The 26645-nt window shown below is 44.4% G+C and carries 26 protein-coding genes and 1 tRNA gene; 22 read left to right on the plus strand and 5 right to left on the minus strand.

The window, feature by feature from the left end; translation table 11 throughout:
- The first annotated feature begins 8 nt into the window (after positions 1-8).
- From topA to guaB, 6 genes are all read left to right on the plus strand, one after another.
- On the plus strand, positions 9-2081 hold the full coding sequence (gene topA / locus ABIN22_RS10450; RefSeq protein WP_109733063.1) for a type I DNA topoisomerase: 2073 nt from the start codon (positions 9-11) through the stop codon (positions 2079-2081).
- Between the two features lie 115 nt (positions 2082-2196).
- A complete protein-coding gene (codY, locus tag ABIN22_RS10455; protein WP_109733036.1) occupies positions 2197-2976 on the plus strand; it encodes a GTP-sensing pleiotropic transcriptional regulator CodY in 780 nt (259 codons plus the stop codon).
- 99 nt (positions 2977-3075) lie between these two features.
- Positions 3076-3402, plus strand: coding sequence for a hypothetical protein (locus ABIN22_RS10460; RefSeq protein ID WP_109733037.1), 327 nt, complete (start codon positions 3076-3078; stop codon positions 3400-3402).
- Between the two features lie 153 nt (positions 3403-3555).
- Positions 3556-3843 carry a co-chaperone GroES gene (locus ABIN22_RS10465; protein WP_109733038.1) on the plus strand — a complete coding sequence of 96 codons (288 nt, stop codon included), beginning with the start codon at positions 3556-3558 and terminating at the stop codon, positions 3841-3843.
- 110 nt (positions 3844-3953) lie between these two features.
- The gene (gene groL, locus ABIN22_RS10470) at positions 3954-5579 is read left to right on the plus strand and encodes a chaperonin GroEL (RefSeq protein WP_109733039.1); all 1626 of its coding nucleotides are present in this window, start codon (positions 3954-3956) and stop codon (positions 5577-5579) included.
- A 303-nt stretch (positions 5580-5882) separates the two neighbouring features.
- Positions 5883-7337, plus strand: a complete 1455-nt coding sequence (gene guaB, locus ABIN22_RS10475) for an IMP dehydrogenase (protein WP_109733040.1) — start codon at positions 5883-5885, stop codon at positions 7335-7337.
- 109 nt (positions 7338-7446) lie between these two features.
- Here guaB and ABIN22_RS10480 read toward each other — a convergent pair whose 3' ends face one another.
- Complete coding sequence (locus ABIN22_RS10480; protein ID WP_109733041.1) at positions 7447-7890, minus strand: Lrp/AsnC family transcriptional regulator; 444 nt, start codon at positions 7888-7890, stop codon at positions 7447-7449.
- A gap of 137 nt (positions 7891-8027) precedes the next feature.
- Between ABIN22_RS10480 and speB the strand changes: the two genes are divergently transcribed.
- The 10 genes from speB (at position 8028) to ABIN22_RS10530 (ending at position 15865) form a co-directional block, all read left to right on the plus strand.
- Positions 8028-8966 carry an agmatinase gene (speB, locus tag ABIN22_RS10485; RefSeq protein ID WP_346908447.1) on the plus strand — a complete coding sequence of 313 codons (939 nt, stop codon included), beginning with the start codon at positions 8028-8030 and terminating at the stop codon, positions 8964-8966.
- A 20-nt stretch (positions 8967-8986) separates the two neighbouring features.
- Entirely contained in the window at positions 8987-10390 is a 1404-nt protein-coding gene (locus ABIN22_RS10490; RefSeq protein ID WP_346908798.1) for a YfcC family protein, read from the plus strand.
- 124 nt (positions 10391-10514) lie between these two features.
- Positions 10515-11207, plus strand: coding sequence for a peptidoglycan recognition protein family protein (locus ABIN22_RS10495; protein WP_430517199.1), 693 nt, complete (start codon positions 10515-10517; stop codon positions 11205-11207).
- 110 nt (positions 11208-11317) lie between these two features.
- On the plus strand, positions 11318-12103 hold the full coding sequence (locus ABIN22_RS10500; RefSeq protein WP_109733064.1) for a shikimate kinase: 786 nt from the start codon (positions 11318-11320) through the stop codon (positions 12101-12103).
- Complete coding sequence (locus tag ABIN22_RS10505) at positions 12103-12615, plus strand: YqeG family HAD IIIA-type phosphatase (RefSeq protein WP_109733045.1); 513 nt, start codon at positions 12103-12105, stop codon at positions 12613-12615. Before ABIN22_RS10500 ends, ABIN22_RS10505 begins: the two co-directional genes overlap by 1 nt.
- Before the next feature lie 92 nt (positions 12616-12707).
- Positions 12708-13265 (plus strand): elongation factor P, encoded by a 558-nt coding sequence (efp, locus tag ABIN22_RS10510; protein WP_109733046.1) that lies wholly within the window; start codon positions 12708-12710, stop codon positions 13263-13265.
- Positions 13266-13520: 255 nt separating this feature from the next.
- Positions 13521-14453 (plus strand): DUF5688 family protein, encoded by a 933-nt coding sequence (locus tag ABIN22_RS10515; RefSeq protein ID WP_346908451.1) that lies wholly within the window; start codon positions 13521-13523, stop codon positions 14451-14453.
- 190 nt (positions 14454-14643) lie between these two features.
- Positions 14644-14715, plus strand: a tRNA-Arg gene (locus ABIN22_RS10520).
- Between the two features lie 98 nt (positions 14716-14813).
- On the plus strand, positions 14814-15542 hold the full coding sequence (locus ABIN22_RS10525; RefSeq protein ID WP_109731410.1) for an AzlC family ABC transporter permease: 729 nt from the start codon (positions 14814-14816) through the stop codon (positions 15540-15542).
- Positions 15533-15865, plus strand: a complete 333-nt coding sequence (locus ABIN22_RS10530) for a branched-chain amino acid transporter permease (RefSeq protein WP_109731411.1) — start codon at positions 15533-15535, stop codon at positions 15863-15865. Before ABIN22_RS10525 ends, ABIN22_RS10530 begins: the two co-directional genes overlap by 10 nt.
- Before the next feature lie 71 nt (positions 15866-15936).
- On the opposite strand, the gene ABIN22_RS10535 is transcribed toward ABIN22_RS10530, so the two are convergent.
- The 4 genes from ABIN22_RS10535 to ABIN22_RS10550 form a co-directional block, all read right to left on the minus strand.
- Entirely contained in the window at positions 15937-16740 is an 804-nt protein-coding gene (locus tag ABIN22_RS10535) for a hypothetical protein (protein WP_346908454.1), read from the minus strand.
- Complete coding sequence (locus ABIN22_RS10540; RefSeq protein WP_109731413.1) at positions 16734-17432, minus strand: ABC transporter ATP-binding protein; 699 nt, start codon at positions 17430-17432, stop codon at positions 16734-16736. Before ABIN22_RS10540 ends, ABIN22_RS10535 begins: the two co-directional genes overlap by 7 nt.
- The gene (locus ABIN22_RS10545) at positions 17433-17801 is read right to left on the minus strand and encodes a GntR family transcriptional regulator (protein ID WP_109731414.1); all 369 of its coding nucleotides are present in this window, start codon (positions 17799-17801) and stop codon (positions 17433-17435) included.
- Between the two features lie 158 nt (positions 17802-17959).
- The gene (locus ABIN22_RS10550) at positions 17960-18874 is read right to left on the minus strand and encodes a deoxyribonuclease IV (protein WP_109731415.1); all 915 of its coding nucleotides are present in this window, start codon (positions 18872-18874) and stop codon (positions 17960-17962) included.
- Between the two features lie 143 nt (positions 18875-19017).
- Here ABIN22_RS10550 and argS point away from each other — a divergent pair, with 143 nt between their 5' ends.
- From argS to ABIN22_RS10580, 6 genes are all read left to right on the plus strand, one after another.
- Entirely contained in the window at positions 19018-20784 is a 1767-nt protein-coding gene (gene argS / locus ABIN22_RS10555; protein ID WP_346908457.1) for an arginine--tRNA ligase, read from the plus strand.
- Positions 20785-20793: 9 nt separating this feature from the next.
- Entirely contained in the window at positions 20794-21963 is a 1170-nt protein-coding gene (locus ABIN22_RS10560; RefSeq protein WP_118618226.1) for an alanyl-tRNA editing protein, read from the plus strand.
- Complete coding sequence (locus ABIN22_RS10565; protein ID WP_109731419.1) at positions 21960-22886, plus strand: CPBP family intramembrane glutamic endopeptidase; 927 nt, start codon at positions 21960-21962, stop codon at positions 22884-22886. Before ABIN22_RS10560 ends, ABIN22_RS10565 begins: the two co-directional genes overlap by 4 nt.
- Before the next feature lie 890 nt (positions 22887-23776).
- On the plus strand, positions 23777-23944 hold the full coding sequence (locus ABIN22_RS10570) for a hypothetical protein (protein ID WP_181368681.1): 168 nt from the start codon (positions 23777-23779) through the stop codon (positions 23942-23944).
- Positions 23945-23962: 18 nt separating this feature from the next.
- Complete coding sequence (locus ABIN22_RS10575) at positions 23963-25018, plus strand: ATPase, T2SS/T4P/T4SS family (protein WP_346908460.1); 1056 nt, start codon at positions 23963-23965, stop codon at positions 25016-25018.
- Between the two features lie 26 nt (positions 25019-25044).
- The gene (locus ABIN22_RS10580; RefSeq protein ID WP_346908462.1) at positions 25045-26547 is read left to right on the plus strand and encodes a hypothetical protein; all 1503 of its coding nucleotides are present in this window, start codon (positions 25045-25047) and stop codon (positions 26545-26547) included.
- The last annotated feature ends 98 nt before the right edge of the window (positions 26548-26645 follow it).

The raw sequence follows: 26645 nt of genomic DNA on the forward strand, positions 1-26645 counted from the left end.
GAATTTTTATGGCACATTATCTGGTTATTGTGGAGTCACCCGCAAAAGTGAAGACAATTAAGAAATTTCTGGGAAGCAGCTATTCAGTTGCGGCGTCGAACGGTCATGTCAGGGATCTGCCGAAGAGCCAGCTGGGAATTGATGTGGAGCACGACTATGATCCGAAGTACATCACAATTCGGGGAAAGGGAGACATCCTTGCAAACCTGCGCAAAGAGGCGAAAAAGGCCGACAAAGTTTATCTTGCGACTGACCCTGACCGCGAGGGGGAGGCAATTTCCTGGCATCTGGCAACAGCACTGAAGCTGGATGACAAGAAAATGCGCCGTATCACGTTCAATGAGATTACGAAGAATGCGGTAAAAGCATCTTTAAAGTCACCGAGAGACATAGACATGAATCTGGTGGATGCACAGCAGGCACGCCGTATTCTGGACAGAATGGTAGGATACCGGATCAGCCCGGTCCTGTGGGCGAAGGTGAAGAGGGGACTGAGCGCGGGACGTGTGCAGTCTGTGGCTCTGCGCCTGATCGCGGACAGAGAATCTGAGATAGATGCATTTATCCCGCAGGAGTACTGGTCTCTGGATGCGATTCTGAAAGTAAAAGGTGAGAAGCGGCCATTGACGGCAAAGTTCTATGGCACGGAAAAGCAGAAGATCACAATCAGTTCCAAGGCGGAATTGGACCAGATCGTGGAAGCGATTGAGAATGAAGAATATAAAGTGACAGATGTGAAGAAAGGGGAACGAATCCGTAAAGCCCCGCTTCCGTTTACGACGAGTACACTTCAGCAGGAAGCGGCGAAAGTGTTGAACTTTGGTACACAGAAAACGATGCGTATCGCACAGCAGCTGTACGAAGGAATCGACATCAAAGGAAATGGCACGGTCGGCGTGATCACATATCTTCGTACAGACTCTACAAGAATTTCAGAAGAAGCGGACGCAAATGCAAGGCAGTATATTGAAGAAATATACGGAAAAGAGTATGTGGCAGCTTCCACAGCCGCAAAAAAGACGGAGAAGAAGATTCAGGATGCCCATGAAGCTATCCGTCCGACCGATATCAGCAGGACACCGGCATCATTAAAAGAATCTCTTTCCAGAGACCAGTTCCGCCTCTACCAGCTGATCTGGAAACGGTTTGCGGCCAGCAGGATGAAACCGGCAAAATATGAGACAATTTCTGTTAAAATCGGGGCTGGTGATTACCGTTTTACAGTGTCAACCTCCAAGGTTGTATTTGACGGATTCCGCAGTGTTTACACCGAGGCGGATGAAGAAAAGGAAGAAAGCAATGTTCTGGTTAACGGCCTGAGCATGGAGACAGAGCTGAAAAAAGACAGCTTTGATACAAAACAGCATTTTACACAGCCGCCGGCGCATTTTACGGAGGCAACGCTTGTAAAGACACTGGAAGAACTGGGGATTGGACGTCCAAGTACTTACGCGCCTACAATTTCAACAATTCTCGGGCGCCGCTATGTAACAAAAGAAGCTAAGAATTTATATATTACGGAAATCGGTGAAGTCGTAAACAACATCATGAAACAGTCTTTCCCGAGCATCGTGGATGAAAACTTTACGGCTAACATGGAAGGCCTGCTAGATATGGTGGAAGAGGGAAAGGTGGCCTGGAAGGAAGTTATCCGGAATTTCTATCCCGATTTGGACGAAGCCGTGAAGATCGCAGAGAAAGAGCTGGAGAGCGTTAAGATAGAAGACGAAGTGACCGACGTAATCTGTGAAGACTGTGGACGCAACATGGTCATTAAATATGGCCCCCACGGGAAGTTCCTTGCCTGCCCTGGATTCCCGGACTGCAGGAATACGAAGCCGTATCTTGAGAAGATTGGCGTTTTATGCCCGCTCTGCGGAAAAGATGTAGTAATCCGCAAGACGAAAAAGGGAAGAAAGTATTATGGCTGTGAAAACAACCCGGAATGTGAATTCATGTCCTGGCAGAAACCATCGAAAGAGAAGTGTCCGGAATGTGGAAACTATATGGTTGAAAAGGGGAATAAGCTAGTTTGTGCGGATGAAAAATGCGGTTATGTCCGAAATTTGAAAAAGAATTAGAATTATAGAAAAGAATTAGATAAATTACGTTGATAATTCGAAAGTTGTATGATAACATATCTATATCGAGGAAATTGGGAAGATTTGTATATACAATTAGAATTGGAGGAAATTTATGAGCGTACAGTTATTGGATAAAACGAGAAAGATTAATAAGTTACTGCATAACAATAATTCCAGTAAGGTGGTTTTCAATGATATATGTGCCGTCCTTACGGAGATTTTGAATTCCAATGTGCTTGTAGTAAGTAAGAAAGGAAAGATCCTGGGGGTCAGTAAGTGTTTAGAAGTAGACGGGATCAAAGAACTGATTACGGAGTCTGTGGGATCCCATATTGATGAAATGCTGAATGAACGGCTTTTAAACATCCTGTCCACGAAAGAGAATGTGAATCTGGAGACACTGGGATTTTCGGCAGACAGCGTTAAAGGTTACCAGGCAATTATTACACCGATCGACATTGCAGGTGAGAGACTAGGGACCCTGTTTATTTATAAGCAGAACTCTGTCTATGAAATTGACGATATTATCCTGAGTGAGTATGGAACAGCAGTGGTGGGACTTGAGATGCTCCGCTCTGTGAATGAAGAGAGCGCGGAAGAGACAAGAAAAGAGCATATTGTACAGTCTGCAATAAGCACACTCTCATTCTCCGAACTTGAAGCAATTATTCATATTTTTGAAGAATTAGATGGAACAGAAGGAATTCTTGTTGCCAGTAAGATCGCAGACCGTGTGGGAATCACAAGGTCCGTGATTGTAAATGCACTTCGCAAATTTGAAAGTGCAGGAGTCATTGAGTCACGTTCTTCCGGGATGAAGGGAACCTATATCAAGGTGCTCAATGATTATGTTTTTACAGAATTGGAAAAGATTAAAAAAGAACGTTTATAAAAGTTTATTCTTATCAGTGGATGGGATAATCGAAAGGGTATCAGGCAGCTGATGCCCTTTCTGTTTCCAGATTAATAAAAGAACAGGAGGCATAATATAATGTATGAAGGAAACCCGGTAGATTTGCAGATGGAGAGTGTGATTTCAGCAGACGGTATTTTTGATGATACATCACATCATTGTCAGGTTTTTAAGTATGATTTGGAGGAAGACTATATATACTTGCTGCTGAAGGAAGACCAGCTGACAGCTATTTCACTAGATGCCAAGTATCAGTGTTACATTTCCACAAAGAAAGAACTGCTTTACTGTACGGGAGTCGTAAAAGAGCGCTATCAATGCGAGCACGGTGATATGATCGTGTTTAAGATTAAAAATGGATTCTACAATGTATCCGGTGTGAAACGCCCTGTAAAAAGAAAGTAAAACTGGTAACATAAGATTTTTATGTTTATAAACTAAATATAAAAAATTAGAAACTCTGTTGACAAAATGGAAACAGAGTGCTATTTTATATTCATGAGGTTAGCACTCAAAAGAAATGAGTGCTAATAAAACGAAAAACAAGGAGGAATTACTATGAAATTAGTACCATTGGGTGACAAGATTGTATTAAAACAGGTAGAAGCAGAAGAGACAACAAAATCAGGTATCGTCCTGCCGGGCCAGGCTAAAGAAAAGCCACAGGAGGCAGAAGTTATCGCAGTGGGTCCTGGTGGAAATATAGATGGAAAAGAAGTGACGATGCAGGTTAAGGTTGGGGATAAAGTAATCTATTCCAAATATGCAGGAACAGATGTAGAACTCGACAAAGAGGAATATATCATTGTTAAGCAGAGCGATATCCTTGCAATCGTAGAAGCATAGAATATCCCGGGCCGCTTTAGCGGCGGTATACGAACCGGAAGCGGACAGAGAATAACCAGAAAAGAAGATTTCAGTAAAAGAATAGAAGAAAAGAAAGAGGAGTGACAGACATGGCAAAGGAAATTAAATACGGATCAGAAGCCAGAGCAGCATTGGAAAGAGGCGTTAACCAGCTGGCTGATACAGTAAGAGTAACATTAGGACCAAAAGGAAGAAACGTCGTACTTGACAAATCATTCGGAGCACCGCTTATCACAAATGACGGTGTAACAATTGCGAAAGAGATCGAACTGGAAGACGGATTTGAAAATATGGGGGCACAGCTGATTAAAGAAGTAGCTTCCAAAACAAATGATGTAGCAGGTGACGGAACAACAACAGCTACAGTACTTGCACAGGCTATGGTTCATGAAGGAATGAAGAATCTTGAAGCAGGTGCTAACCCGATCGTTCTTCGTAAAGGTATGAAGAAAGCAACAGATGTTGCAGTTGAAGCAATCGCAAAGATGAGCAGCAAAGTGAAAGATAAAGAGCAGATCGCAAGAGTTGCAGCCGTATCTTCAGGGGATGATTCCGTAGGCCAGATGGTAGCCGATGCTATGGATAAGGTTTCTAACGATGGAGTTATCACAATCGAAGAATCCAAGACAATGCTGACAGAGCTTGATCTTGTAGAAGGTATGCAGTTCGACCGTGGATATATTTCCGCATATATGGCTACAGACATGGAGAAGATGGAAGCTAATCTGGAAGATCCATATATTCTGATCACAGACAAGAAGATTTCTAACATTCAGGATATCCTGCCTCTGTTAGAGCAGATCGTCCAGTCAGGAGCAAGACTTCTGATTATCGCTGAAGATATCGAAGGAGAGGCCCTGACGACTCTGATCGTGAACAAACTGCGCGGAACATTCAATGTAGTAGCTGTAAAAGCACCTGGATATGGTGACAGAAGAAAAGAAATGCTGCAGGATATCGCAATCCTGACAGGCGGACAGGTGATTTCCGATGAACTTGGAATGGACCTGAAAGAAGCTACAATGGATCAGCTTGGACGTGCAAAATCTGTTAAGGTTCAGAAGGAAAACACAGTTATCGTTGATGGTTGCGGAGATAAGAAAGCAATTGAAGACAGAGTTGCACAGATCAAAAAAGGTATTGAAGAGACAACATCTGATTTCGATAAAGAGAAATTACAGGAAAGACTTGCCAAACTTGCTGGCGGTGTAGCAGTTATCCGTGTAGGAGCTGCAACTGAGACAGAGATGAAAGAAGCGAAGCTTCGTATGGAAGATGCCCTGAACGCTACAAGAGCGGCTGTAGAAGAAGGAATCATTGCAGGAGGCGGATCCGCATATATCCACGCAGCAAAAGAGGTTGCAGCCCTTGCTGAGACTCTTGACGGGGATGAGAAGACAGGTGCCAAGGTAGTTCTGAAAGCTCTGGAATCACCACTGTACCACATTGCAACAAATGCAGGTCTGGAAGGCGCTGTCATCATCAACAAAGTAAAAGAATCAGAGTGTGGAATTGGATTCGATGCTTACAAAGAAGAATATGTTGATATGGTAAAAGAAGGAATTCTGGACCCGGCTAAGGTAACAAGAAGTGCATTACAGAACGCAACAAGCGTAGCTTCTACCTTACTGACAACAGAATCTGTAGTTTCTACTATTAAAGAAGATACACCGGCAATGCCAGCAGGCGGTGCAGGTGGAATGGGAATGATGTAATAAGCCCTTCAATCAGACAGGGGCCGGAATATGAAACAACCCGCAGGACTTGTGGTCCGGCGGGTTGTTTGTTATACTGGTTTTTGGATATACTCATTTTTTATAACTGTATGCGATTTATAAGCAGAGGTTTATAATAGGAGTTAAAATAAATCAAGATTAATTTTACTCTTATGAGAAGGAATGCCTTGACAACTCGGCTTTATTTTTGTACTATATCAGTTAAAATATCGTAACAATTCAGAATTATGAATAGTTACCTATACGTTAATACTATTAGAGGAAAATGGAGGATGTTAAATCATGGGTAAAATTATTGGAGAGGGTATTACTTTTGATGATGTACTTTTAGTACCTGCATATTCAGAGGTGATTCCAAACCAGGTGGATTTGTCTACAAATCTTACGAAGAAAATACGGCTGAATATCCCGATGATGAGTGCGGGCATGGATACAGTTACGGAGCACCGTATGGCTATCGCTATGGCTCGTCAGGGCGGGATCGGTATTATTCATAAAAACATGTCTATTGAGGAGCAGGCAGAAGAAGTTGATAAGGTAAAGAGATCTGAAAACGGGGTCATTACGGATCCTTTTTATCTGTCACCTGAGCATACTCTTGAGGATGCGAATGATCTTATGGCTAAGTTCAGGATATCCGGGGTACCGATCACAGAGGGAAAGAAACTGGTCGGGATCATCACAAACCGTGATTTGAAATTCGAAGAAGATTTTTCTAAAAAGATTAAAGAGTCAATGACTTCCGAAGGTCTGATTACTGCAAGGGAAGGAATCACACTGGAGGAGGCTAAGAAGATTCTTGCAAAGGCAAGGAAAGAAAAACTTCCTATAGTAGATGCAGAAGGAAACTTGAAGGGTCTGATCACCATTAAGGATATCGAAAAGCAGATCAAATACCCGTTATCAGCGAAGGACGAACAGGGCCGCCTGCTCTGTGGAGCCGCAATCGGAATTACAGCAAACTGTCTGGAGAGGGTCGAGGCACTTGTACGCGCGAAAGTGGATGTTGTCGTTATGGATTCTGCACACGGACATTCTGCAAATGTTCTGCGCACCGTACGCATGGTAAAAGAAAAATATCCAGACCTTCAGGTGATTGCAGGAAATGTGGCTACAGGTGCGGCAGCAAAGGCTCTGATAGAGGCTGGTGTAGATGCTGTTAAGGTAGGAATAGGACCAGGTTCCATCTGTACAACACGTGTCGTAGCAGGAATTGGTGTGCCGCAGGTTACAGCGGTTATGAACTGCTATGAGGCCGCGAAAGAATATGGTATCCCGGTTATAGCAGACGGCGGTATCAAATATTCAGGGGATATGACAAAGGCAATCGCAGCCGGTGCAAATGTATGTATGATGGGAAGTATCTTTGCGGGATGCGACGAGAGCCCGGGAACATTCGAATTATTCCAGGGAAGGAAATATAAAGTATACCGCGGCATGGGTTCCATCTCTGCAATGGAGAACGGAAGCAAAGACAGATACTTCCAGGCTGATGCGAAGAAGCTTGTTCCGGAGGGTGTGGAAGGACGTGTTGCTTACAAGGGAACAGTAGAAGACACTGTGTTCCAGCTGATGGGCGGACTTCGTTCCGGCATGGGATACTGTGGAACAGCTACCATCGAAGATTTGAAGGAGAACGGTCAGTTCGTTAAGATTTCCGCTGCTTCACTGAAGGAAAGCCATCCGCATGATATTCATATCACAAAGGAAGCACCAAACTACAGCGTGGATGAATAAGAGAGCTGTCAGTAAGACTGAATAATTAATAATAACTCAATATTAAATAAAAAGTGAGGAAAAGGAAGACGCTTAAATCCAGTCTTGTTTCCTCACTTTTTCTGTTTGTCTAACTGTTTTTATCGATATCAATTGGTTTGTTGGCGAATAAGGTTGATAATATGATAGATGTACTTGTGGTTCCATATCTTTTCAACTGGTCAATCAGGTGTTCTAATTCGGAAGATTCGTGAAGTGCTGCCAACAGCATTGCATTATGTATACCGACTACTCTGTGATGCTCCAGAATCTGCGGGCAGGAACTGCAGAAACTGCTGAATGCTGCATATTTCATGGGTATAACGTCTACGGCAATAAAGACAGTCAGGCTTTTGGAGAGCTTGGCAGGGTTTATACGGGCGTGGTACCCCTGAATGACACCTGATTCTTCCAGACGGCGTATACGCTCTGTGACTGAGGGGGCGGACAGGTTTACCTGCTGGCTAATTTGCTTGATCGAGGTTCGGGCATTTTGCTGTAAAATCTTCAAAATTTTGTAATCTGTTTTGTCCATCTTTATCTCCTTTTTAAATAAGGTTTTTAATTATGTATTCTTTCTTTTTTTATGTTTTGGATTATGTTTACCTTTTTTTAATTATATACCAAAAATAATTAGAATTGTATACTGAATATAAAAAAGGAGGATACGAAATGAAAAAATTAAATCAACCTATCACTGGAATCTGTTCATTTGCAAAGTACCCTATTTGCACAGATCTGGAGGAACTGGATGCGGACATCGCAGTGCTTGGTGTTCCCTATGACCTTGGGGTTGGATTTTTATCCGGGGCCCGTCTCGGACCCAGACGAATCAGGGAGGTATCTACACATTATGCGCGCGGTGATGCAGGGTTTTATGATCCTGAAACACAGGAACAGCTATTGGCGGCACCGATCAGGGTGGTTGACTGCGGTGATGCAGATGTGCTGCATGGGGATATCGAATATTCTTTTAAAAGTATTGAAGAATCTGTGAGAAAAATATTGGAAAAAGGTGCGGTTCCGGCAATCATGGGAGGGGACCATTCCATTACAATTCCTGTGGGGCGTGCGCTGTCGTGCCTTGGCAGTGAAATCTGTATCGTGCATATTGATGCACATTTAGACTGGACTGACCATGTGGGTCCGCAATATTATGGAAATGGAAGCCCTATGAGAAGACTTTCGGAGATGGATCATATTGGCCCGATGATACAGATCGGGATGAGAGGACTTGGGTCAAGTAAGCGGGCAGATTTTGAAGATGCGGAAAAATATGGAAGTATTGTGGTTCCGGCAAAAGAAGTACACAGAACAGGGATGCAGGAAGTGCTGAAAAAAGTACCGAAGGCAGAGAAATATTTTATTTCTCTGGACATTGACGGTTATGACATTTCAATTGCTCCGGGAGTCGGATCACCGTCACCGGGGGGCTTATACTATGATGAAGTAGCAGAATTGCTGGCAGGAGTCTGCAGCATGGGGGAAATTGTGGGATTTGATTTGGTAGAGGTTGCACCGCAGTATGACCCTGCCGGAGTGACTCCCCGTGTTGCCGCAATGACAATGCTGAATCTTATGGGGCAGATTATGAAGCATAAAAAATCCTGATAAAGATAGGGGGAGAAATGATGAAACGTTTTTTTGCTCGGGCAACAAAGAAACATACTGAGGTAAATCCTTTCTTTGCACTACTTATTATCTTGGTAATTGCAACTATTTTTTCCAACATTATTCCAAGTGGAATGTATGAAAGGCTTTCCGTAGACGGAAGGATGGTAGTCGACCCGGATAGCTTCCAATATGTAGATAAACACTATGTAGGTATTTCAGATTTTTTCTTATCTTTTTACCAAGGCTTTAACAATGCAGCCAGTTTAATGGCGATGCTGTTTTTTGCAGGAGGGGCCTTTGGTGTTGTAAAGCGTATCGGCCTGCTTGAAACTGCGATAAAAGCTCTCGCACATAAGCTCAAGCATACGAGTTTTTATGTCATTGCATTCATTCTTATGCTTGCAATCGGGACACAGGTGGCATTTACAAGTATGTGGGAACTTAGCGTAGTGATTATTCCCATGATCGTCCCCCTTGTACTTGCACTCGGATATGATGTGGTAGTCGGGGCTGGGATTGTCATGCTTGCCGCATGCGCCGGTTTCGGGGCGGCGATGACAAATCCGCTGTTTACTGCTATTGCACATAAACTGGCGGAGCTCCCGATTTATTCGGCACTTGGATACCGGGCTGTCTGTTTCGGGGTGATACTGTTTATCTGTTATCTTTATCTGATGCGGTATGCAAAAAAGATTAAGAAGGACCCGTCTAAAAGCCTGATGAATGGAATGAATACAAAATACACAGCGATTAAAGAGGAAGCAGTGACCTTTACCCCTGCATTAATCCGTGCCGGAATTGCATTTTTAGCAGTTTTTGCGTTTTTGCTTTTCGGTACAGTCAGGATGGGTTTTGATTTTCCGCAGATGGCAGCATGCTTTGTGGCAATGACATTTGCAACAGGGCTTGCATACGGGAGTGGGCTTAATGAGATATGTGACATGATGGGCGAGGGCATGAAAGATTTGTTTTATGCTGCTATGGTTATGTTGTTTGCACGCGCTATCCTGTATATTCTGGAGGAGGCGATGGTGGTGGATACGATTATTGCTTTTCTGGCAAGGCTTGTTGTTGGGAAGTCTTCCCTGATTACTGCGAACATGCTGCTTGTTATGCAGACAATCATTAACTTTTTAATACCGTCGGGCAGCGGGCAGGCAGCAATTACGATCCCGATTATTGTTCCATTGGCGGATATGGGAAATGTTACACGCCAGGTGGCTTGTCTGGCAAGCCAGTTTGGAGACGGGTTCTCTAACTTTTTGTACCCCACGAACGGTTCCCTGATAGCAATCCTGATGGTCGCCGGGATACCTTATAAAAAATGGCTCCGTTTCTTTGGTCCGTTATTTCTCATAATCATGGCGGTATGCATGGTATTCATCAGTATAGGGGTAGGGATCAAACTAGGCCCATTCTGACCGGTATAAAGAAGCATGCAGATATAGTGGTGAAGAAAAATTAATAAAATAATCATGAATTATTCAATTTTATATTCTGTTTCTGTGCTAAAATAGTCGTAGATTATGTGGTGAGGGTATACTGATGAGGAAGAAACGAAGGCGCAGATATAGATTTTCAATAAAGAATTTAAATTTGGATAAGAAGACATTGTGTATTTATGGCGGAATTATATTTCTGGTGATTTTAACGATTGTGCTGGGGATTTACTCGTGTACAGCAGGAAGCAGGAACCGGGAGAATACAGGCGTTAAGGTGGATGCGTCCCAGCCGGATATCGATGTCCAGCTCCTGGATGTCAATGAATACTCCAGACCCGGGATTGAGTCGGACCCGATCAAGGGGATTGTCATCCACTATACTGCGAATCCGGGAAGCACGGCACAGAATAACAGGGATTACTTTGAAGGGCTCAAGGACAGCCATGAGACGTCTGTGAGCAGTCACTTTGTGGTAGGGATAGACGGAGAGATTATACAGTGTGTTCCTACATGGGAACTCGCCTATGCCTCGAACAGCAGGAACCACGATACGGTTTCCATTGAATGTTGCCATCCGGATGAGAGTGGAAAGTTTACAGACGAGACTTATAAGTCTCTGGTACAGTTAACAGCGTGGCTTTGTGACAAGTTCGGGCTGACCGAGGACGATGTGATACGACATTATGACGTGACGGGAAAGATATGTCCGAAATATTTTGTAGAGGACGAGAAGGCCTGGGAGCTTTTTAAAGGAGACGTGAGAGCCGCTCAGGAACGAAGCAAAGCTGGTAAATAAGGAAAAGGTATTTCTGAACGGGAATACCTTTTTTTCTTGCTAACCCCTGGGAAAATTGCTATAATATGGTGTATTAGTTTTGAAAAGAAATAAAAGGTGGACGGTGGAAGATGAATGATTTAGAAATGTACCGTGAGCAGCTTGCATTATGCGATGATAAAATTATTGACGCCCTGGTGGAACGTAATGCGATAGTTGAGAAGATCATGGCATATAAGGAAGAGTATGGCATGCCGATCCTGCAGCCGGCTCAGGAAGATAAGCAGGAGAGAAGGCTTCAGGAAAAGCTGGAGGGAAACAAGTATCAGGAAGAGATTCATGATGTATTTCGCAGAATTGTCAGGAATAGTAAGAGAATACAGGCAAGAAAGCTCTTTTCTTATAATATTGTCCTTATCGGTTTTATGGGTGCGGGCAAATCAACGGTATCGGATTACTTAAGCACCATGTTTGCAATGAAGATTGTGGAGATGGACCAGGTGATTTCAGAGCGGGAAGAGATGAGTATTCCGGATATTTTTGCTACATATGGAGAAGAATATTTCAGAGATCTGGAAACAAAGCTGCTTGTGGAGATGCAGTCAAAGAAGAACACGATCATTTCATGCGGAGGCGGTGCGGCTTTGCGTGAGGAGAATGTTGCGGAGATGAAGAAGAACGGCAGGGTCGTACTTCTGACGGCAAGCCCGCAGACTGTATATGAGCGTGTTAAGGACAGTGAGGAGAGGCCGATTCTAAATGGCAACAATAATGTGGAATATATAGCGGAGCTGATGGAAAAGCGCCGTGAAAAATATGAGGCGGCTGCGGATATTGTTATTCAGACGGATAATAAGACTGTGCTGCAGGTGTGCGAGGAACTGATTTCTAAATTAATGGAGATGGATGCAGAGTAATGTTTGATAAATTTTTTCCTGATGACTATAAGATGTCTACATACGTCATCCCTTTTGAAAAATTATATGAGGAAGGTATGAGAGGCGTTATATTTGATATTGATAATACCCTTGTACCGCATGGCGCGCCTGCGGATGAACGTGCAAAGAAATTATTTGCGCGCCTGAAGGATATCGGTTTTTCATCCTGCCTGATATCCAACAATCAGGAGGCACGTGTGAAGATGTTCAATGAAGAGATTCAGACGAACTATATTTATAATGCGCACAAGCCTTCCACGAAGAATTACAAAAAAGCAATGGAAATCATGGGGACAGATTGTTCGAATACGATTTTCGTAGGGGACCAGCTTTTTACGGATGTATGGGGTGCGAAAAGAACCGGGATCAGGAATATCCTAGTGAAGCCGATCCATCCGAAAGAAGAGATCCAGATCGTTTTAAAGCGTTATTTAGAGCGGATTGTGCTGCATTTTTATAAAAAGAAGCAAAAGAAGACAGCATCTAAGTAAAAAAAGGTTGAAAAATATAGGAAACTATTATAAAATTATAAACAGTGTAAATTAGGTAAGTGCATGAATTGCGCAATTGAAGGAGGATTACAATGATTTCAGCAGGAGATTTTAAGAATGGTTTAACAGTTGAAATTGACGGAAATATTTACCAGATTTTAGAGTTCCAGCATGTAAAACCAGGTAAAGGTGCAGCTTTTGTCAGAACAAAAATGAAAAATATAATCAACGGGGGTGCTGTAGAAAGAACATTCAGACCTCAGGAGAAGTTTGAACAGGCACGTATCGAGAGAAAGGACATGCAGTACCTTTATCAGGACGGAGATTTATATAACTTCATGGATGTGGAGACATATGACCAGATCGCACTGAATACAGAAGTAGTTGGAGATGCTCTGAAGTTTGTAAAAGAGAACGAAGTAGTTAAGATCTGTTCTCATAACGGCAATGTATTTTCCGTAGAGCCGCCTCTGTTCGTAGAGCTTGCTATTACAGAGACAGAGCCTGGATTCAAGGGTGATACAGCTCAGGGAGCTACAAAGCCGGCTACAGTTGAGACCGGGGCAGTCGTTTATGTTCCGCTGTTCGTAGAGCAGGGAGACGTACTGAAGATCGATACAAGAACAGGGGAGTACCTGTCACGTGTATAAGAGCATGGAATGAAAGAATAGGCCTGCATGGATAGAGTTTGTATCCATGCAGGTCTTTATTAGTTTCATGGGAAAGTACGCCCCATGAAACTGGTTACATAATGCAACAAATCTTGGCAGAAAAAAGGATTGTGTTTTCGGCGGGAATCGGATATAATCTATTTACATAATTTGTTTCAGATCCATTTATCAAGGCACGGGTCGTGCCGTTTTCACAACTTTTATGATGAGCGTATAATATTAGAGAGGAGATATATGGGATATCAGGAATTTTTATACGCTGTTGAAAAAGAATTGAATAAAAGATTAAAGGAGGGGGTAAAGGCAAGTGTTTATACTGCTGTTAAGAATAACGGCAAAGAGAAAAAAGGAGTTATGATTGAACGGACAGGGAGTAATACAGCCCCTACAATTTATCTCGAAGGCTTTTTTGTCAGGTTTCAAAGAGGGGAATCTATGGAAAAACTGATCGGGGAGATCATGGCATTCTATGAATCAGTGGGGGAAGAGCAAATCTGGGATCCTGCGCAGTTTGAGGATTACTCAGAAATCAGGAACAAGATCGTGTTCAAGCTTGTCCATAAGATGAAAAATAAAGCCCTCCTTAAAAAGGTGCCGTATGTCGACGTGCTGGACCTGGCGATTGTCTTTTATGTTCTTTTAGACCTGGATAAAAAGGGGACAGCCTCTATTCAAATAAGTAATGACCATCTGGAGAAATGGGGGATTTCGAGAGATGAGCTTTTCACTGAGGCAGTCAAAAATGTAAAGACAATACTTCCCGCGGAATTTTTTACAATGCAGCATGCAATCGCGGAAATGCTGGAGGTCACCGAGGACCGGGAGGCGGAGAATCTTCTTCGGGAATCCCGGAAAAATAAAAAAGATGTTATGTATGTACTTACAAACTCTGTAAGAAATTATGGCGCGGCATGTATGATATATCCACATGTGCTCGAAATGATCGGCGATATGCTGAAAGAGGATTACTATATCCTTCCGAGCAGCGTCCACGAGGTTATTATTGTCCCTGAATCCAGGGGACTGGACCCGGATGAGATGGACGAGATGGTGAACGAAATCAATGAGACACAGGTAGAGCCGGAGGAGGTATTAAGCAGCCATGCTTACTTCTACCAGCGCAAGGGACGCCGGCTGATGATCCGGCCAAAAGGCGGCATGGAATAGGTGTATAACTTTACGCTTTTGCAGGCCGCAGGCGGATAACTGTATAAACCGGAGTTGGTGCAGACTTACTAGAATTTCCACCAACTCCGGTTTTTTGTTTCTTTAGTCTTTACTTTTTGGAAAATTTGTGCTAGGATTATAAGGCGTTCTGTTGAGGATGATTTAAGACTGGCAGGACATATCCGATTATGCGTCTGTAGCTCAGTGGATAGAGCAATGCCCTCCGGAGGCATGTGCGGCGGTTCGACTCCGCCCAGACGTGTATTTTTTATGCTCTGAAACTTATCAGGGGGCGGGATAACTTTTGCCCCAACATTATAAGGATACAAATGTTAATATATACAAGAAGGAATGAGTGAGATGTCAGGTTATAAGAAAGCGTTTAAAAAGGCATTCCCTTATACGATTCCGGTGCTGACGGGATATTTATTTATCGGGATTGCTTTTGGGGTCATGTATGCGGAAAAAGGATATTCAGCCTGGTGGGCCGTACTAATGAGCCTGCTGGTGTATGCCGGGTCAGGGCAGTATCTGGCGGTTAACTTTTTTGTCCCCGGAATTTCCTTCATACAGGTGATTTTTATGACGCTGATGGTTAATATACGCCATATCTTTTATGGATTGTCGCTGTTGGAACGGTTCCACAGAATGGGTGCGAAACGCTGGTACATGATTTTCGGTCTGACGGATGAGACATACTCGCTTTTATGTACAACGAAGGTGCCCGAGGATGTGGAGGAGGACAAGTTCCTGCTCGCAATCTCACTTCTGGATCAGAGTTACTGGGTCATTGGCTCTGCAATAGGGGGGATCCTGAAGAGTGTCCTGCCGTTCAATGCAGAAGGGATTGAATTCGCGATGACAGCTTTGTTTGTTGTAATATTTGTGGAACAGTGGATGGAGGCAAGGAACCGGATTCCGGCAGTGATCGGGGTGATCAGTGCCCTGCTGTGCCTGCAGGTATTCGGAAGCGCAAGCTTTGTCTTCCCGACCATGATATTGAGTATCCTTGTGCTGTTTGTTATGAAGAAGCGGCTGGACAGGGATACGGATCACGGAAATGAAGGGGAGGTGGAGACATGCCGGTAAATGCAGTGACTTCTCTACTGATCATACTTGCAGTGGCGGCAACGACGTTTGCCACAAGGGCTGTTCCGTTTCTTGTTTTCCCGAAAGGGAAAGAGATACCAAAGGTTGTTGAGTACCTGGGAAAGGTCCTGACACCTGCTGTGATAGGTATGCTGGTCATATACTGCCTGAAAGACACGCAGATTATGGCAGCTCCTCATGGATTACCAGAACTGATTGCCGTATTGGCTGTCGTGGTTCTCCATGTATGGAAAAGGAATAACCTTTTAAGCATTGGGGCGGGAACTGTTTTGTATATGGTTCTTGTCCAAATAGTGTTTTAAAGAGATATTGGAATAAGGAAGAGCCTGCGGATGGGGTTTGATTTGACTCAAATCCACCTGCAGGCTCTTTTTTAACTGAGATTTAGTTTTTTGTTCATAATATACTGGACACCGAAATAGGCTGCTATCATAATGATGGCTGACATGACTCCTCCCAGTCTGAAAGAAGTTACCATATAATGTGTGGCTGGCATTCCACGGCTGGCAAGATATGCTGTCGTGCCGGGCCCTATATTAAATGCAAACATCAGTGAAAATGAGAGGACCTGTATTATGGCTGACAGTATAAAATAAGTGACAATCGCACATAAGATGCGGTGGCCCGGGAACAACTGCCCGATTGCCACACAGAGGTAAAGCATGACAATGCTGCCAAGGGTGCCGAACAGGGAATAAATCAGCAGGCTGATACCAAACTGTGTGATCGGCATTCCAAGAGACTTCGTAACATCCGCGGCCACCTGTGCATATGCCTCCGTCACATTGTCGCCGCTTACCAGTATCAGTAAGGATGCGGCCGAGATCAGAATGCTTGAAAATTCCCATATGATTCCTGATATGATCTTTCCCCACAACTGCTGGGTTGCCGTTGCCGGAAGGGTCCATGTCAGATATCCTTCATCTGTATACAGGTTTTTATAAAAACGGGCAACTAACAGGATGTTAATGCCAAATCCAACACCGGTGAACAAAAGGAGGAACAGGGAGAAAAATAAAATCAGCGGGGAAAGGTAAGCTTCTAATTTTAAATTAAAGTCCAGCTGATTCATGAAAAGAATGCGTCCGAGTATGCAGGCAGTCACCAGTATGGCATGCAGTACAATGAAAATGCGCATTCCGTATTTCAGATCATATTTCACTAATTTCCCTAACATTTGAATACCTCCCTGAATAAAGCATCTACAGATTTGCCCCATTTGCTGCGGATCTCGTCAACCGTTGCATTCAGGGTAAGCTGTCCGTTCTGAAGGAAGATTACCCTGTCCAGCACGTTTTCAATATCAGTAATGAGATGTGTAGATAACAGGATTGTTGCATTCTCATTGTAATTCGTCAGAATCGTGTGCAGGATATAATCTCTGGCCGCCGGGTCGACACCCCCGATCGGCTCGTCCAGTATGTAGAGTTCTGCATCCCGGCTCATGACAAGGACAAGCTGGACCTTTTCCTTTGTTCCTTTTGAAAGTGTCCTCAGGCGGGCATGGGTGTCAATTTCCAGATCTTTCAGCATGGCATTTGCACGTTCGATGCTGAAATTGTCATAGAAGTCTACAAAATAGGATAAGATTTCGTCTACTCGCATGTGATCATTTAAATATCCACGTTCAGGCAGATAGGATACCAGTTTTTTTGTTTCGACCCCGGGAGCCAGACTGTTAATCATGACACGGCCGTCAGTGGGAATAAGAAGTCCGTTAATCAGCTTGATCAGTGTTGTCTTGCCGCTGCCGTTCGGGCCGAGCAGGCCTACGATCTGGCCTCTTTCCAGAGTCAGGTCCAGATTGGAAAGGGCATAGAAGTTGTTATATTTTTTAGTTAATCCCTGACATTCCAGAAGTGGTTTCATTTACTTATCCTCCTTTAATGCTTTCTGAATCAATTCTAAAGTCTCCCCGGATTCAAATCCAAGCAGTTCCATTTTCTCAAGAAACTGGTGGATGTGCTCCGATGCCAGTTCAAGCTTCATATTCTTCAGCATCTTCTTGTCCTCAGTGATAAACCGGCCGCTGGTCCGCTGTGAATATACCAGTCCGCTTCTCTCCAGCTCGGAGAGTGCTTTCTGCATGGTATTCGGATTCACGGCGGCATCCAGTGCCAGATCACGTACGGAGGGAAGCTTGTCTCCCGGCTTGTATGTGCCGGCAATGATGTCCTGCTGGATCCGCTCCATGAGCTGCAGGTAGATGGGACGGTCATTATCTAAATCCCACGGCATCTAAGTCACCTCTTTTTCTATAATGTACAACAAAAATAAACGATACCTCATCATATCTTTTTTGCGGAGAGATATCGCACACCGTTGTTGCTTATAAATCTACGACTGTACTAACTATATAATACAATCATACAATGAGGGTGTGCAGATGTCAAGCCTCAGTCAGCAGACTTTTCATGATCTGCGATAATCTTGTTTAATAAGTCCGGATCAAATACACCTTTTCGCAGCATTTCAATCTCATACTTATAAGGGGCATAAGACTTCTTCTCCTTTGTCGGGGACGGAATATAGGGTGTTTCCAGAATCTTGGGCACGTTTTCAAAGTCTTTATGGTGTACAATGGTGTTGATTGCATCAAAGCCGATTTCGCCGAAACCAATGTTTGCATGACGGTCTTTCGCGGCCCCGGGAACATTTTTACTGTCATTAATATGAAAAACTGCGATCTGGTCCTTTCCGATGATCTGGTCGAATTCCTGAACGACGTCATCGAAATGGTGGACGATGTCATACCCGCTGTCACTTGTGTGGCAGGTATCAAAACATACCCGGAGTTTTTCGTTATATGTGACCCCGTCGTAGATGCGTGCCAGTTCTTCAAATGAGCGCCCAACCTCGGAACCCTTTCCGGCCATTGTCTCAAGCGCGATGAAACAGTCCGTATCCTTCGTCAGGACTTCATTCAGTCCTTTGATGATCTGTGCAGTGCCGGTATCTGTTCCCTCACCGACGTGTGCGCCGGGGTGGAGGATCAGGATGTGGCTTCTGCAGGCAACGGTACGTTTAATCTCTTTATCGAGAAATTCAACGGCGAGCTCAAAAGTCTCGGGCTTTACGGCATTGCCGAGATTGATGATGTATGGGGCATGGACGATAATTTCATCGATGCCATGTTCACCCATATATTCCCATGCCGGACCGATATTCAATTCACTGATATCCTTACGGCGCGTATTCTGGGGCGCCCCTGTATAAAACATAAATGTATCTGCTCCATAAGAAACAGCTTCTTTCGCGGAACCGAGCAGCATTTCTTTACCGCTCATCCCTACATGTGATCCTATTTTCATTATTGTTACCATCCTTCTTAAAATATGCTTAAACTCCGGGCCCGAAAACACGGGCAATCTTCTATGATTAATACTTGTACTTCCTGATTATACATGATAAAATATCCGAATGGAAGAAAAATAGAACGGAGCGTGAAATAAAAGTGAATACATTACTGGAACTTATTACCATAGAAATGAAAAAAGCCTTTCAGGCAGCCGGATATGATGAGGCTTTTGCAAAGGTGACGTTGTCCAACAGACCGGATTTGTGTGAATATCAGTGTAATGGTGCAATGGCAGCTGCAAAGACTTATAAAAAGGCGCCGATCATGATTGCGAATGATGTGGTGGCCGGGTTGAAGGACTGTGCCTGTTTTGAAATGGCAGAGGCTGTCAATCCCGGATTTATCAATCTGAAGGCAGATCCTTCTTTTGTGGCGCAGTATCTGAACGCGATGGCGTCGGACTCTGACTTAGGTGTGGAGAAGGAAAAGAATCCAAAGACAATCATGGTTGATTACGGTGGGCCGAATGTGGCCAAACCTCTGCATGTCGGGCATCTCCGTTCAGCAATTATCGGAGAGAGCGTGAAGCGTATTGCCAGATTTAAAGGGAACGAAGTAATCGGAGATATCCATCTGGGCGACTGGGGATACCAGATGGGGTTAATTATTACAGAACTGAGAAAAAGAAAACCGGAGCTTCCTTACTTTGATGAGTCCTTTGAGGGTGAATATCCAGAGAAAGCGCCGTTTACGATCGGCGAACTGGAAGAGATATATCCGACGGCCAGTGCATATGCAAAGGAACATGATGATTACAGGGATGAAGCACTTAAGGCAACGTTCCTGCTCCAGAACGGGCACGCAGGATACCGCGCGATCTGGAATCATATCATGAATGTTTCGGTGACTGACCTGAAGAAGAATTATAAGAATCTGAATGTTGACTTCGACCTCTGGAAAGGCGAGGCGGATGCACAGAAATATATCCCTGATATGGTGGAAAGACTGAAAAGTGAAGGGTATGCCCACTATGATGACGGTGCACTTGTGGTAGATGTACAGGAAGAAGATGATAAGAAGGAAGTTCCGCCGTGTATGATCTTAAAGTCTGACGGGGCCGCGCTGTATGATACAACGGACCTTGCAACGCTGGTAGAGAGAGAAAAGCTGTACCGTCCGGACGAAGTGATCTATATTGTGGACAAGCGTCAGGAACTTCATTTTGTACAGGTTTTCCGCTGTGCAAAGAAGACGGGTATTGTGCGTGAGGAGACGGCACTTAAGTTCCTAGGTTTCGGTACGATGAACGGGAAAGACGGCAAGCCTTTCAAGACGAGGGAAGGCGGTGTGATGCGTCTGGAGAACCTGATCCGGGAAATCAATGATGAGATGTACAAGAAGATCATGGACAACCGGACTGTCACAGAGGAAGAAGCAAGGAACACGGCCAAGATCGTGGGACTGGCAGCCATCAAGTATGGTGACCTGTCCAATCAGGCGGCGAAAGATTATGTGTTTGACGTCGACCGTTTTACGTCCTTCGAAGGAAATACAGGGCCTTATATTTTATACACGATCGTGCGTATCAAGTCTATTTTAAATAAATACCGGGAGAACGGCGGAGAGCTTACACAGCTTTCTGTTAAAAATGCGTCCAGTGACTGCGAAAAGGCACTTATGCTGGAGGCCGCAAAGTTCAACGATGTGATAGAGGCAGTATACGAAGAGACGGCACCTCACAGGCTCTGCGCATACATCTATGATCTGGCCAATGCATTTAATAAGTTTTACCATGAAACAAAGATTCTGACAGAGGAGAACGAGGAACGGAAAGCAGGATATATTGCACTCCTAAAACTTGTAAAAGAAATTCTGGAAACATGTATCGGCCTGCTCGGATTTGAGGCACCGGAAAGGATGTAGAGAAAGATTATGACAGAAAAGTTATTTTATCAGGACAGTCATATGACGGAGTTTACGGCCCGGGTCTTAAAGTGTCAGCCGAAAGGGGAAGAGTATGAGGTGGTCCTTGACAGGACTGCCTTTTTTCCCGAGGGCGGCGGGCAGTATGCGGATACGGGCACACTTTCAGGGGTCAGGGTCAGGGATGTCCATGAAAGGGACGGTATCCTTTATCACCTGACAGAAGCGCCTGTTGAGGAGAACACGGATGTAACAGGAGTAATTGACTGGGATATGCGTTTCATGAAAATGCAGCAGCATACTGGCGAGCATATAGTTTCGGGACTTGTCCATGAAAGATTTGGATATAATAATGTGGGATTCCATCTGGGCAGTGAGGACTGTACGATGGACTTTAACGGAGATATTACAAAAGAAGAACTCCGGGAAATCGAGTGGGCAGCCAATGAAGCGGCAGTGAAAAATCTGGATGTCCTCGTCAGCTATCCTTCAAAAGAAGAACTGAAAGATCTGGAATACCGCAGTAAGATCGAGATAGAGGGACAGGTCAGGATTGTAACGATTCCGGGATATGATGTGTGTGCATGCTGTGCGCCGCATGTGAAGAGGACCGGGGAGATCGGTGTCATTAAGCTGACAAATGTGCAGCGCTATAAAGGCGGCGTCAGGGTGACCATGCTCTGCGGATTCCGCGCCCTTCTGGATTACCGGCAGAAGGAGGAGCAGGTGAGAAGTATTTCTGCCAGTCTGAGCGCGAAGGAGAATCAGGTGGCGCAGGCTGTGGAACACATGAAAGAGGAGAACGGCCGGATGAAGCAGAAGCTTTCGGACAGCCAGAAGCAGCTGCTTATGTACAGGGCAAAGGAAATCCCAAAGGACGAAGCATTTGTATGCTTTTTCGAACAGGGCCTTGAGGGTGAAGGGCCGAGAATCCTTATGAACCTGGTTCTGGCCGAAGGAAAAGAAGGCTGTGCTGTTTTTGTGGAAACAGGGGATGAGGAGTACCGTTATGTGATTGGCAGCAGGAATCTGGATGTCCGCCCGCTGGCAAAAGGCCTGAATGAGGCATTCTCAGGACGGGGCGGCGGAAAGCCGGAGATGGTGCAGGGGTCCTTAAAAGGGAAAGAAAGCGATGTGAGGGTGTGGATACAGAAGAAAGTGAGGGAAACAGACGAATGAATAAGAATCCGGGGGCAAAGCAGTTTTGGAGACTGACCGGCCCCATTCTTTTGTATTGGCTGATTGAATTTGCAGGAAGGATCATCGCAGAGCTTTTCGTGATGGCCCCGCATTTTGGTGAGATCATGAGAAATACGCTGGCAGCAGGCGCATCCACGCAGGATGAGTTTATGGAGCTGACCATGCAAAGTACCGAAAAGTTAATGGAGATTGTCGTAAGATATCAGGTTGAGATCCTGGCATTCGGGGCTCTGTGTACGATACCGCTGACATGGTTTTTGTTCCATGCGGACCGGAAAATGGAGCGCACACTTCAGATCCCGTTAAATAAAAAAGCCGGTATCTTAAAATATGCAGAGATCATCGGGATAGGCGTTGCAGTGTGCATCGGTCTGAACTGCTTAAGCTTCATGACCAATCTGGCGTTTTTCAGTACCGAGTATCAGAAAACGTCGGAGACTTTTTACTCGGCAGGTATTCCGGTCCAGATTATCTGTTTGGGAATTATCATGCCGATAGCGGAAGAGATGATGTTCCGCGGTGTGCTTTATAAGCGGTACAGGGAACAGGGCGGATTTTTGAAAGCCGCATTGTATTCGACACTCTTATTCAGTATTATACACGGGAATATAGTACAGTTTTTATATACTTTTGCACTGGGGATGCTGCTCTGCTATGTATACGAGAAATTTGGGTCCTTCAAGGCCCCTGTTGTTCTGCATATCTTAGTGAATATGGTCTCTCTGGTTCTGACGAATACAGGGGTGTTTACCTGGCTTACAGGCAGGGCCATGAGGATGGGAATCACAACAGTAGTCTGTGCATTTGTAGGTTCGGTGATGTTTGTATTGATTCAGCGCATCGATGAAAAGCCGGATGTGGCAGTGCCTAAGCAGGAGCCGGATGTTACGAATATGTTTTAGGGTATGTTTTGAGGCAGACACAGGACTTTTTACGAAGTCCTGTGTCTGTTTTTACAATCAGATTTTCCGGTCAAAAGGTTTGCAAAAAGTGCAGAAAAATTTGCTTGACTTTTGAAGGATCTGGGAGTAATCTATTAACACAGACAGAACAAAAGTCTGTATCAGGGATTTATCTTTTATTTCTTTTGGGATCTTGGAATCTTTAATTTTCCATGTTTAGTATTTTAATATTACAGTGTTTTTGGGCTTTTTAATAAGATTTGCATAGCATGCTAGTGAATAAAAGGCGGGTTATACGGCTATTCAGATATATTATGAGATATAAAGAATATGACCAGTGCAGTGAAAAGCAGTCAGAGAAAATATTTTATAGCATAAAATTTATATAAGTTTTTGTACTTGACATACTATACAATATATGATATTATACAGTGTATAAAATAAATCTAAAGTTCTTGAATTACTATTTTCAAAACAGTGTATTGATTGTCACTGTTTCGGCTTTGAGAGTTTCTCTCATATTTTACATTTTGTTTTAATTGATATCGTTTGTTTTCTTATATCTGTAAAGATATATCATTCGGTAATAATTCTTTTCGGATCGTCTCCGGAGATACTCGTACTTTATTTGGTAAGAAGCATTGGTTAAGCCCGTAAGTAAAGGGAAAACGATGCTTTGGCAGGCATATGTGCCGATGCATTTTTAGCAGACGGCGTTTTTTCTCTATACCTGCAGATAGATATTTTGGAAAGGCGGTGGTGCGTATTGATCTGTTAAAGTTTGTCCGTTCACAGGACCTGTAATTGAAAAATGTAAAGGTGAGTTTATAAACAGACAGCGAAGCGGATTTTGAATATCCGGTTCGGTTAAATGAACAGGAGGAATGTATATGAAAACATTTATGGAAGAATATGGAGTTATTGTAGTAGCGGCAATCGTAATTATGATTATTGTAGTGGCAGCAACACCGCTTGGCAACAGCATTAAGGCGGGCATTATTGAGGCAGTGGGGAAATTGACAACGGCACTCGGCACAACAGCATCCGTTGTCGGATGATAGACGGGGGAGCGCTGGATGAGGGTTTCAAAGGAAGCATGGAATTTAAAGGATGAGAGCTTCGGACCGCTTCTTGAATATGTGCGGGACGAAGAGATTACGGATATTAACTATAATGGGAAGGATGTATGGGTAGAGCATTTAAAACACGGTATTTATAAAGTGCCCGTGCATCTGACAGAAGAATTCGTCAGCCAGCTCAGCATCCGGGTTTCCAATGTAGTGAGTGAGCAGATAAACAAGTTTAACAATGTGCTGGAGGCGGAGACCGATATCTTACGGATATCCATTATACATCCAAGTGCCACCAATACAGGGTATGCGGTATCGATCCGCAAGACACCGGCGGTCATGCGGCTGACAAAAGAGAAGATGCTGAGGGAACAGTACTGTTCCGCAGAGGTTCTGGCGTTTCTGGTCCTCTGCATGAAGGCCAGAATGAATATGGTTTTCTGCGGCCGCCCGGGTGCGGGAAAGACGGAACTGCTGAAGTTCCTGACACAGTATATACCGAAAGAAGAAAAGGTGATGACCATCGAGGATAACCTGGAGATACACTACCGGGAGATCAATCCCGGGGCAAATTGTGTGGAATTGAAGGTTGACAGTGAACTGTTCCCCTATACAAAGGCAATCAAGACGGCTTTGAGGCAGAACCCGCAGTGGGTTCTGCTCTCAGAGGCAAGGTCGGCTGAGGTGAAGTACCTGTTGGAATGTTTCTCTACGGGACTCCACGGGCTGACCACACTGCACACAGATGATACGAGAAAGATACCGGACAGGATCCAGAATATGATGCAGGACAGTTATGCCGCATCCAGACTTGAGAATGATATTTACAGCTTTTTAAACGTCGGGATTCTGCTCAGAAAGAAGGTGAGTGAAAATAAGGAAGTGGTAAGATACATTGATCAGATATGCCTGTTCGACCGCGTGGGAGAAGAAAATATTGCGCAGCTGATTGTGGAAGGCGGCAGGTTTGTTTCGAAAGAAATACCGGTTAATCTTAGAAAAAAGTTCAGGCTGGAGAATATAAATGACCCATTTGAACAAAAAAATGTCCGGAGTACATAAGAAAGAATCTGTTGGAGGCAGAGAGAATGAAAAAGAGTAGAAAAAAAGGGCGTGTTAAGTACTGGAATCCCGGATATGCAAGACAGGAGGTGCACCGGTTAGGATACCGTTTTTCTGTACGGAAGTACGCAGAGTATCTTCTGGGGCTTTTCGGATGTATTGCTGCATTTACCTGGATCTTCAGACTTAAGGTGCCGTGTGTACTGATCATCAGCGTCGCCTCAGTCTGTTTTATCCCCGGGATTTTTATTATGACATACCGGAATGCCTATGAGCAGAAGCGGTTTGAAGACGTTACAGCTTACATGGAGCAGATCCTGTATTCCTTTAAGCGGCGGGCTAAAATCCTGACTTCACTGGAGGATACACTTGCATTGTTCCAGAAAGGAGAAAGCAGGCTGTATGATGCCATATCTGATGCGATACGTTATATCCAGAATGCAGATGCGAAAGAGAATCTTTACCGGGAAGCTTTTTCATTTATAGAGAAGGAATATGGATGTTCAAGGCTTTATAAAATCCATGACTTCCTGATCAATGCAGAAGAAGTGGGAGGTGACTTCGATGCTTCGGCCGATATTCTCCTGAATGACAGGAAGCTGTGGATTGACCGGGTATACGAACTGCAGCGGGAAAAGAAGAGTGTTAAAGTAAAGATCACAATCGGGATCGGGCTGTCTTTTTTCATATGCGGTATGACTGTCTTCATGCTTCCGAAGGAGTTTGCGGTTACAGATCAGGTTATTTCACAGGCAGTGACTACACTGACAATACTTCTGAACATGCTGATCTGGTATATTGCCCAGAGGAAATTGTCAAAGAGCCTTATTCTGGGTGAGGAAGGCATGGAATATGAAGAAGTGAAAAGACAGTACGATTATGTGATGCACAGAAATCTGGTCAGGGAAAGACAAAAAGGATATTTCCAGGCGGGACTGGTCCTGCCGTTCATCGTGTACCTGGGGCTGAATGGAAAGATGCTGCCGGCCGGGCTTCTGACAGGTTTTGCGGTTCTCATAGCGACACAGCCGGGGCGAAGGTACAGGGTGTCTCTGAAACATGTGACAAGGGCAGTGGAAAAAGCATTTCCTGAGTGGCTGATGAGCATGTCCCTCCAGCTCCAGACGGACAATGTACATGTCTCACTGGCGAAATCCATCGCAAATGCCCCGGAACTTCTTAAGGAGGAATTAGGGACACTGCTCCAGAAGATTGAGAGGGAGCCGGATTCGGTACAGCCTTATCTGGGCTTTATGAAACCGGTCAGCCTTCCTGATATTACATCTGCAATGAAGGTTCTATACTCAATGGCGGAATTTGGCGCCGCAGATATCAGCAGGCAGATCGCCCCGCTGGTAGAGCGCAATGCGGCCATGACGGACAAGGCGGAAAGAATCAGGGCCGAGGATGAGATCGCAGGCATCAGTTTTTTAATTCTGCTCCCGATGATCACGGGAGTGGTAAAAATGCTGGCCGATCTGGCACTTGTCGTAGTTTATATTTTGTCCGCAGTGAATAGTGTGGCATGAAAGGAGGACATATGAAAGAGTTTCTGGAGGAATACGGGGGCATTATTGCAGTTTCGCTCATAGGGTATGCAGTTATGTCAGGCCTGTGGGAGATATTA

Origin of the sequence: Faecalicatena orotica (assembly GCF_905197545.1) — a bacterium.
GTDB classification, from domain to species: Bacteria; Bacillota; Clostridia; order Lachnospirales; family Lachnospiraceae; genus Faecalicatena_A; species Faecalicatena_A orotica.

Bases quoted from the DNA above. Each gene is read 5' to 3' on its own strand.
- topA (WP_109733063.1), top strand. From the start codon at position 9: ATGGCACATTATCTGGTTATTGTGGAGTCACCCGCAAAAGTGAAGACA.
- codY (WP_109733036.1), top strand. From the start codon at position 2,197: ATGAGCGTACAGTTATTGGATAAAACGAGAAAGATTAATAAGTTACTG.
- ABIN22_RS10460 (WP_109733037.1), top strand. From the start codon at position 3,076: ATGTATGAAGGAAACCCGGTAGATTTGCAGATGGAGAGTGTGATTTCA.
- ABIN22_RS10465 (WP_109733038.1), top strand. From the start codon at position 3,556: ATGAAATTAGTACCATTGGGTGACAAGATTGTATTAAAACAGGTAGAA.
- groL (WP_109733039.1), top strand. From the start codon at position 3,954: ATGGCAAAGGAAATTAAATACGGATCAGAAGCCAGAGCAGCATTGGAA.
- guaB (WP_109733040.1), top strand. From the start codon at position 5,883: ATGGGTAAAATTATTGGAGAGGGTATTACTTTTGATGATGTACTTTTA.
- ABIN22_RS10480 (WP_109733041.1), bottom strand. From the start codon at position 7,890: ATGGACAAAACAGATTACAAAATTTTGAAGATTTTACAGCAAAATGCC.
- speB (WP_346908447.1), top strand. From the start codon at position 8,028: ATGAAAAAATTAAATCAACCTATCACTGGAATCTGTTCATTTGCAAAG.
- ABIN22_RS10490 (WP_346908798.1), top strand. From the start codon at position 8,987: ATGAAACGTTTTTTTGCTCGGGCAACAAAGAAACATACTGAGGTAAAT.
- ABIN22_RS10495 (WP_430517199.1), top strand. From the start codon at position 10,515: ATGAGGAAGAAACGAAGGCGCAGATATAGATTTTCAATAAAGAATTTA.
- ABIN22_RS10500 (WP_109733064.1), top strand. From the start codon at position 11,318: ATGAATGATTTAGAAATGTACCGTGAGCAGCTTGCATTATGCGATGAT.
- ABIN22_RS10505 (WP_109733045.1), top strand. From the start codon at position 12,103: ATGTTTGATAAATTTTTTCCTGATGACTATAAGATGTCTACATACGTC.
- efp (WP_109733046.1), top strand. From the start codon at position 12,708: ATGATTTCAGCAGGAGATTTTAAGAATGGTTTAACAGTTGAAATTGAC.
- ABIN22_RS10515 (WP_346908451.1), top strand. From the start codon at position 13,521: ATGGGATATCAGGAATTTTTATACGCTGTTGAAAAAGAATTGAATAAA.
- ABIN22_RS10525 (WP_109731410.1), top strand. From the start codon at position 14,814: ATGTCAGGTTATAAGAAAGCGTTTAAAAAGGCATTCCCTTATACGATT.
- ABIN22_RS10530 (WP_109731411.1), top strand. From the start codon at position 15,533: ATGCCGGTAAATGCAGTGACTTCTCTACTGATCATACTTGCAGTGGCG.
- ABIN22_RS10535 (WP_346908454.1), bottom strand. From the start codon at position 16,740: ATGTTAGGGAAATTAGTGAAATATGATCTGAAATACGGAATGCGCATT.
- ABIN22_RS10540 (WP_109731413.1), bottom strand. From the start codon at position 17,432: ATGAAACCACTTCTGGAATGTCAGGGATTAACTAAAAAATATAACAAC.
- ABIN22_RS10545 (WP_109731414.1), bottom strand. From the start codon at position 17,801: ATGCCGTGGGATTTAGATAATGACCGTCCCATCTACCTGCAGCTCATG.
- ABIN22_RS10550 (WP_109731415.1), bottom strand. From the start codon at position 18,874: ATGAAAATAGGATCACATGTAGGGATGAGCGGTAAAGAAATGCTGCTC.
- ABIN22_RS10560 (WP_118618226.1), top strand. From the start codon at position 20,794: ATGACAGAAAAGTTATTTTATCAGGACAGTCATATGACGGAGTTTACG.
- ABIN22_RS10565 (WP_109731419.1), top strand. From the start codon at position 21,960: ATGAATAAGAATCCGGGGGCAAAGCAGTTTTGGAGACTGACCGGCCCC.
- ABIN22_RS10570 (WP_181368681.1), top strand. From the start codon at position 23,777: ATGAAAACATTTATGGAAGAATATGGAGTTATTGTAGTAGCGGCAATC.
- ABIN22_RS10575 (WP_346908460.1), top strand. From the start codon at position 23,963: ATGAGGGTTTCAAAGGAAGCATGGAATTTAAAGGATGAGAGCTTCGGA.
- ABIN22_RS10580 (WP_346908462.1), top strand. From the start codon at position 25,045: ATGAAAAAGAGTAGAAAAAAAGGGCGTGTTAAGTACTGGAATCCCGGA.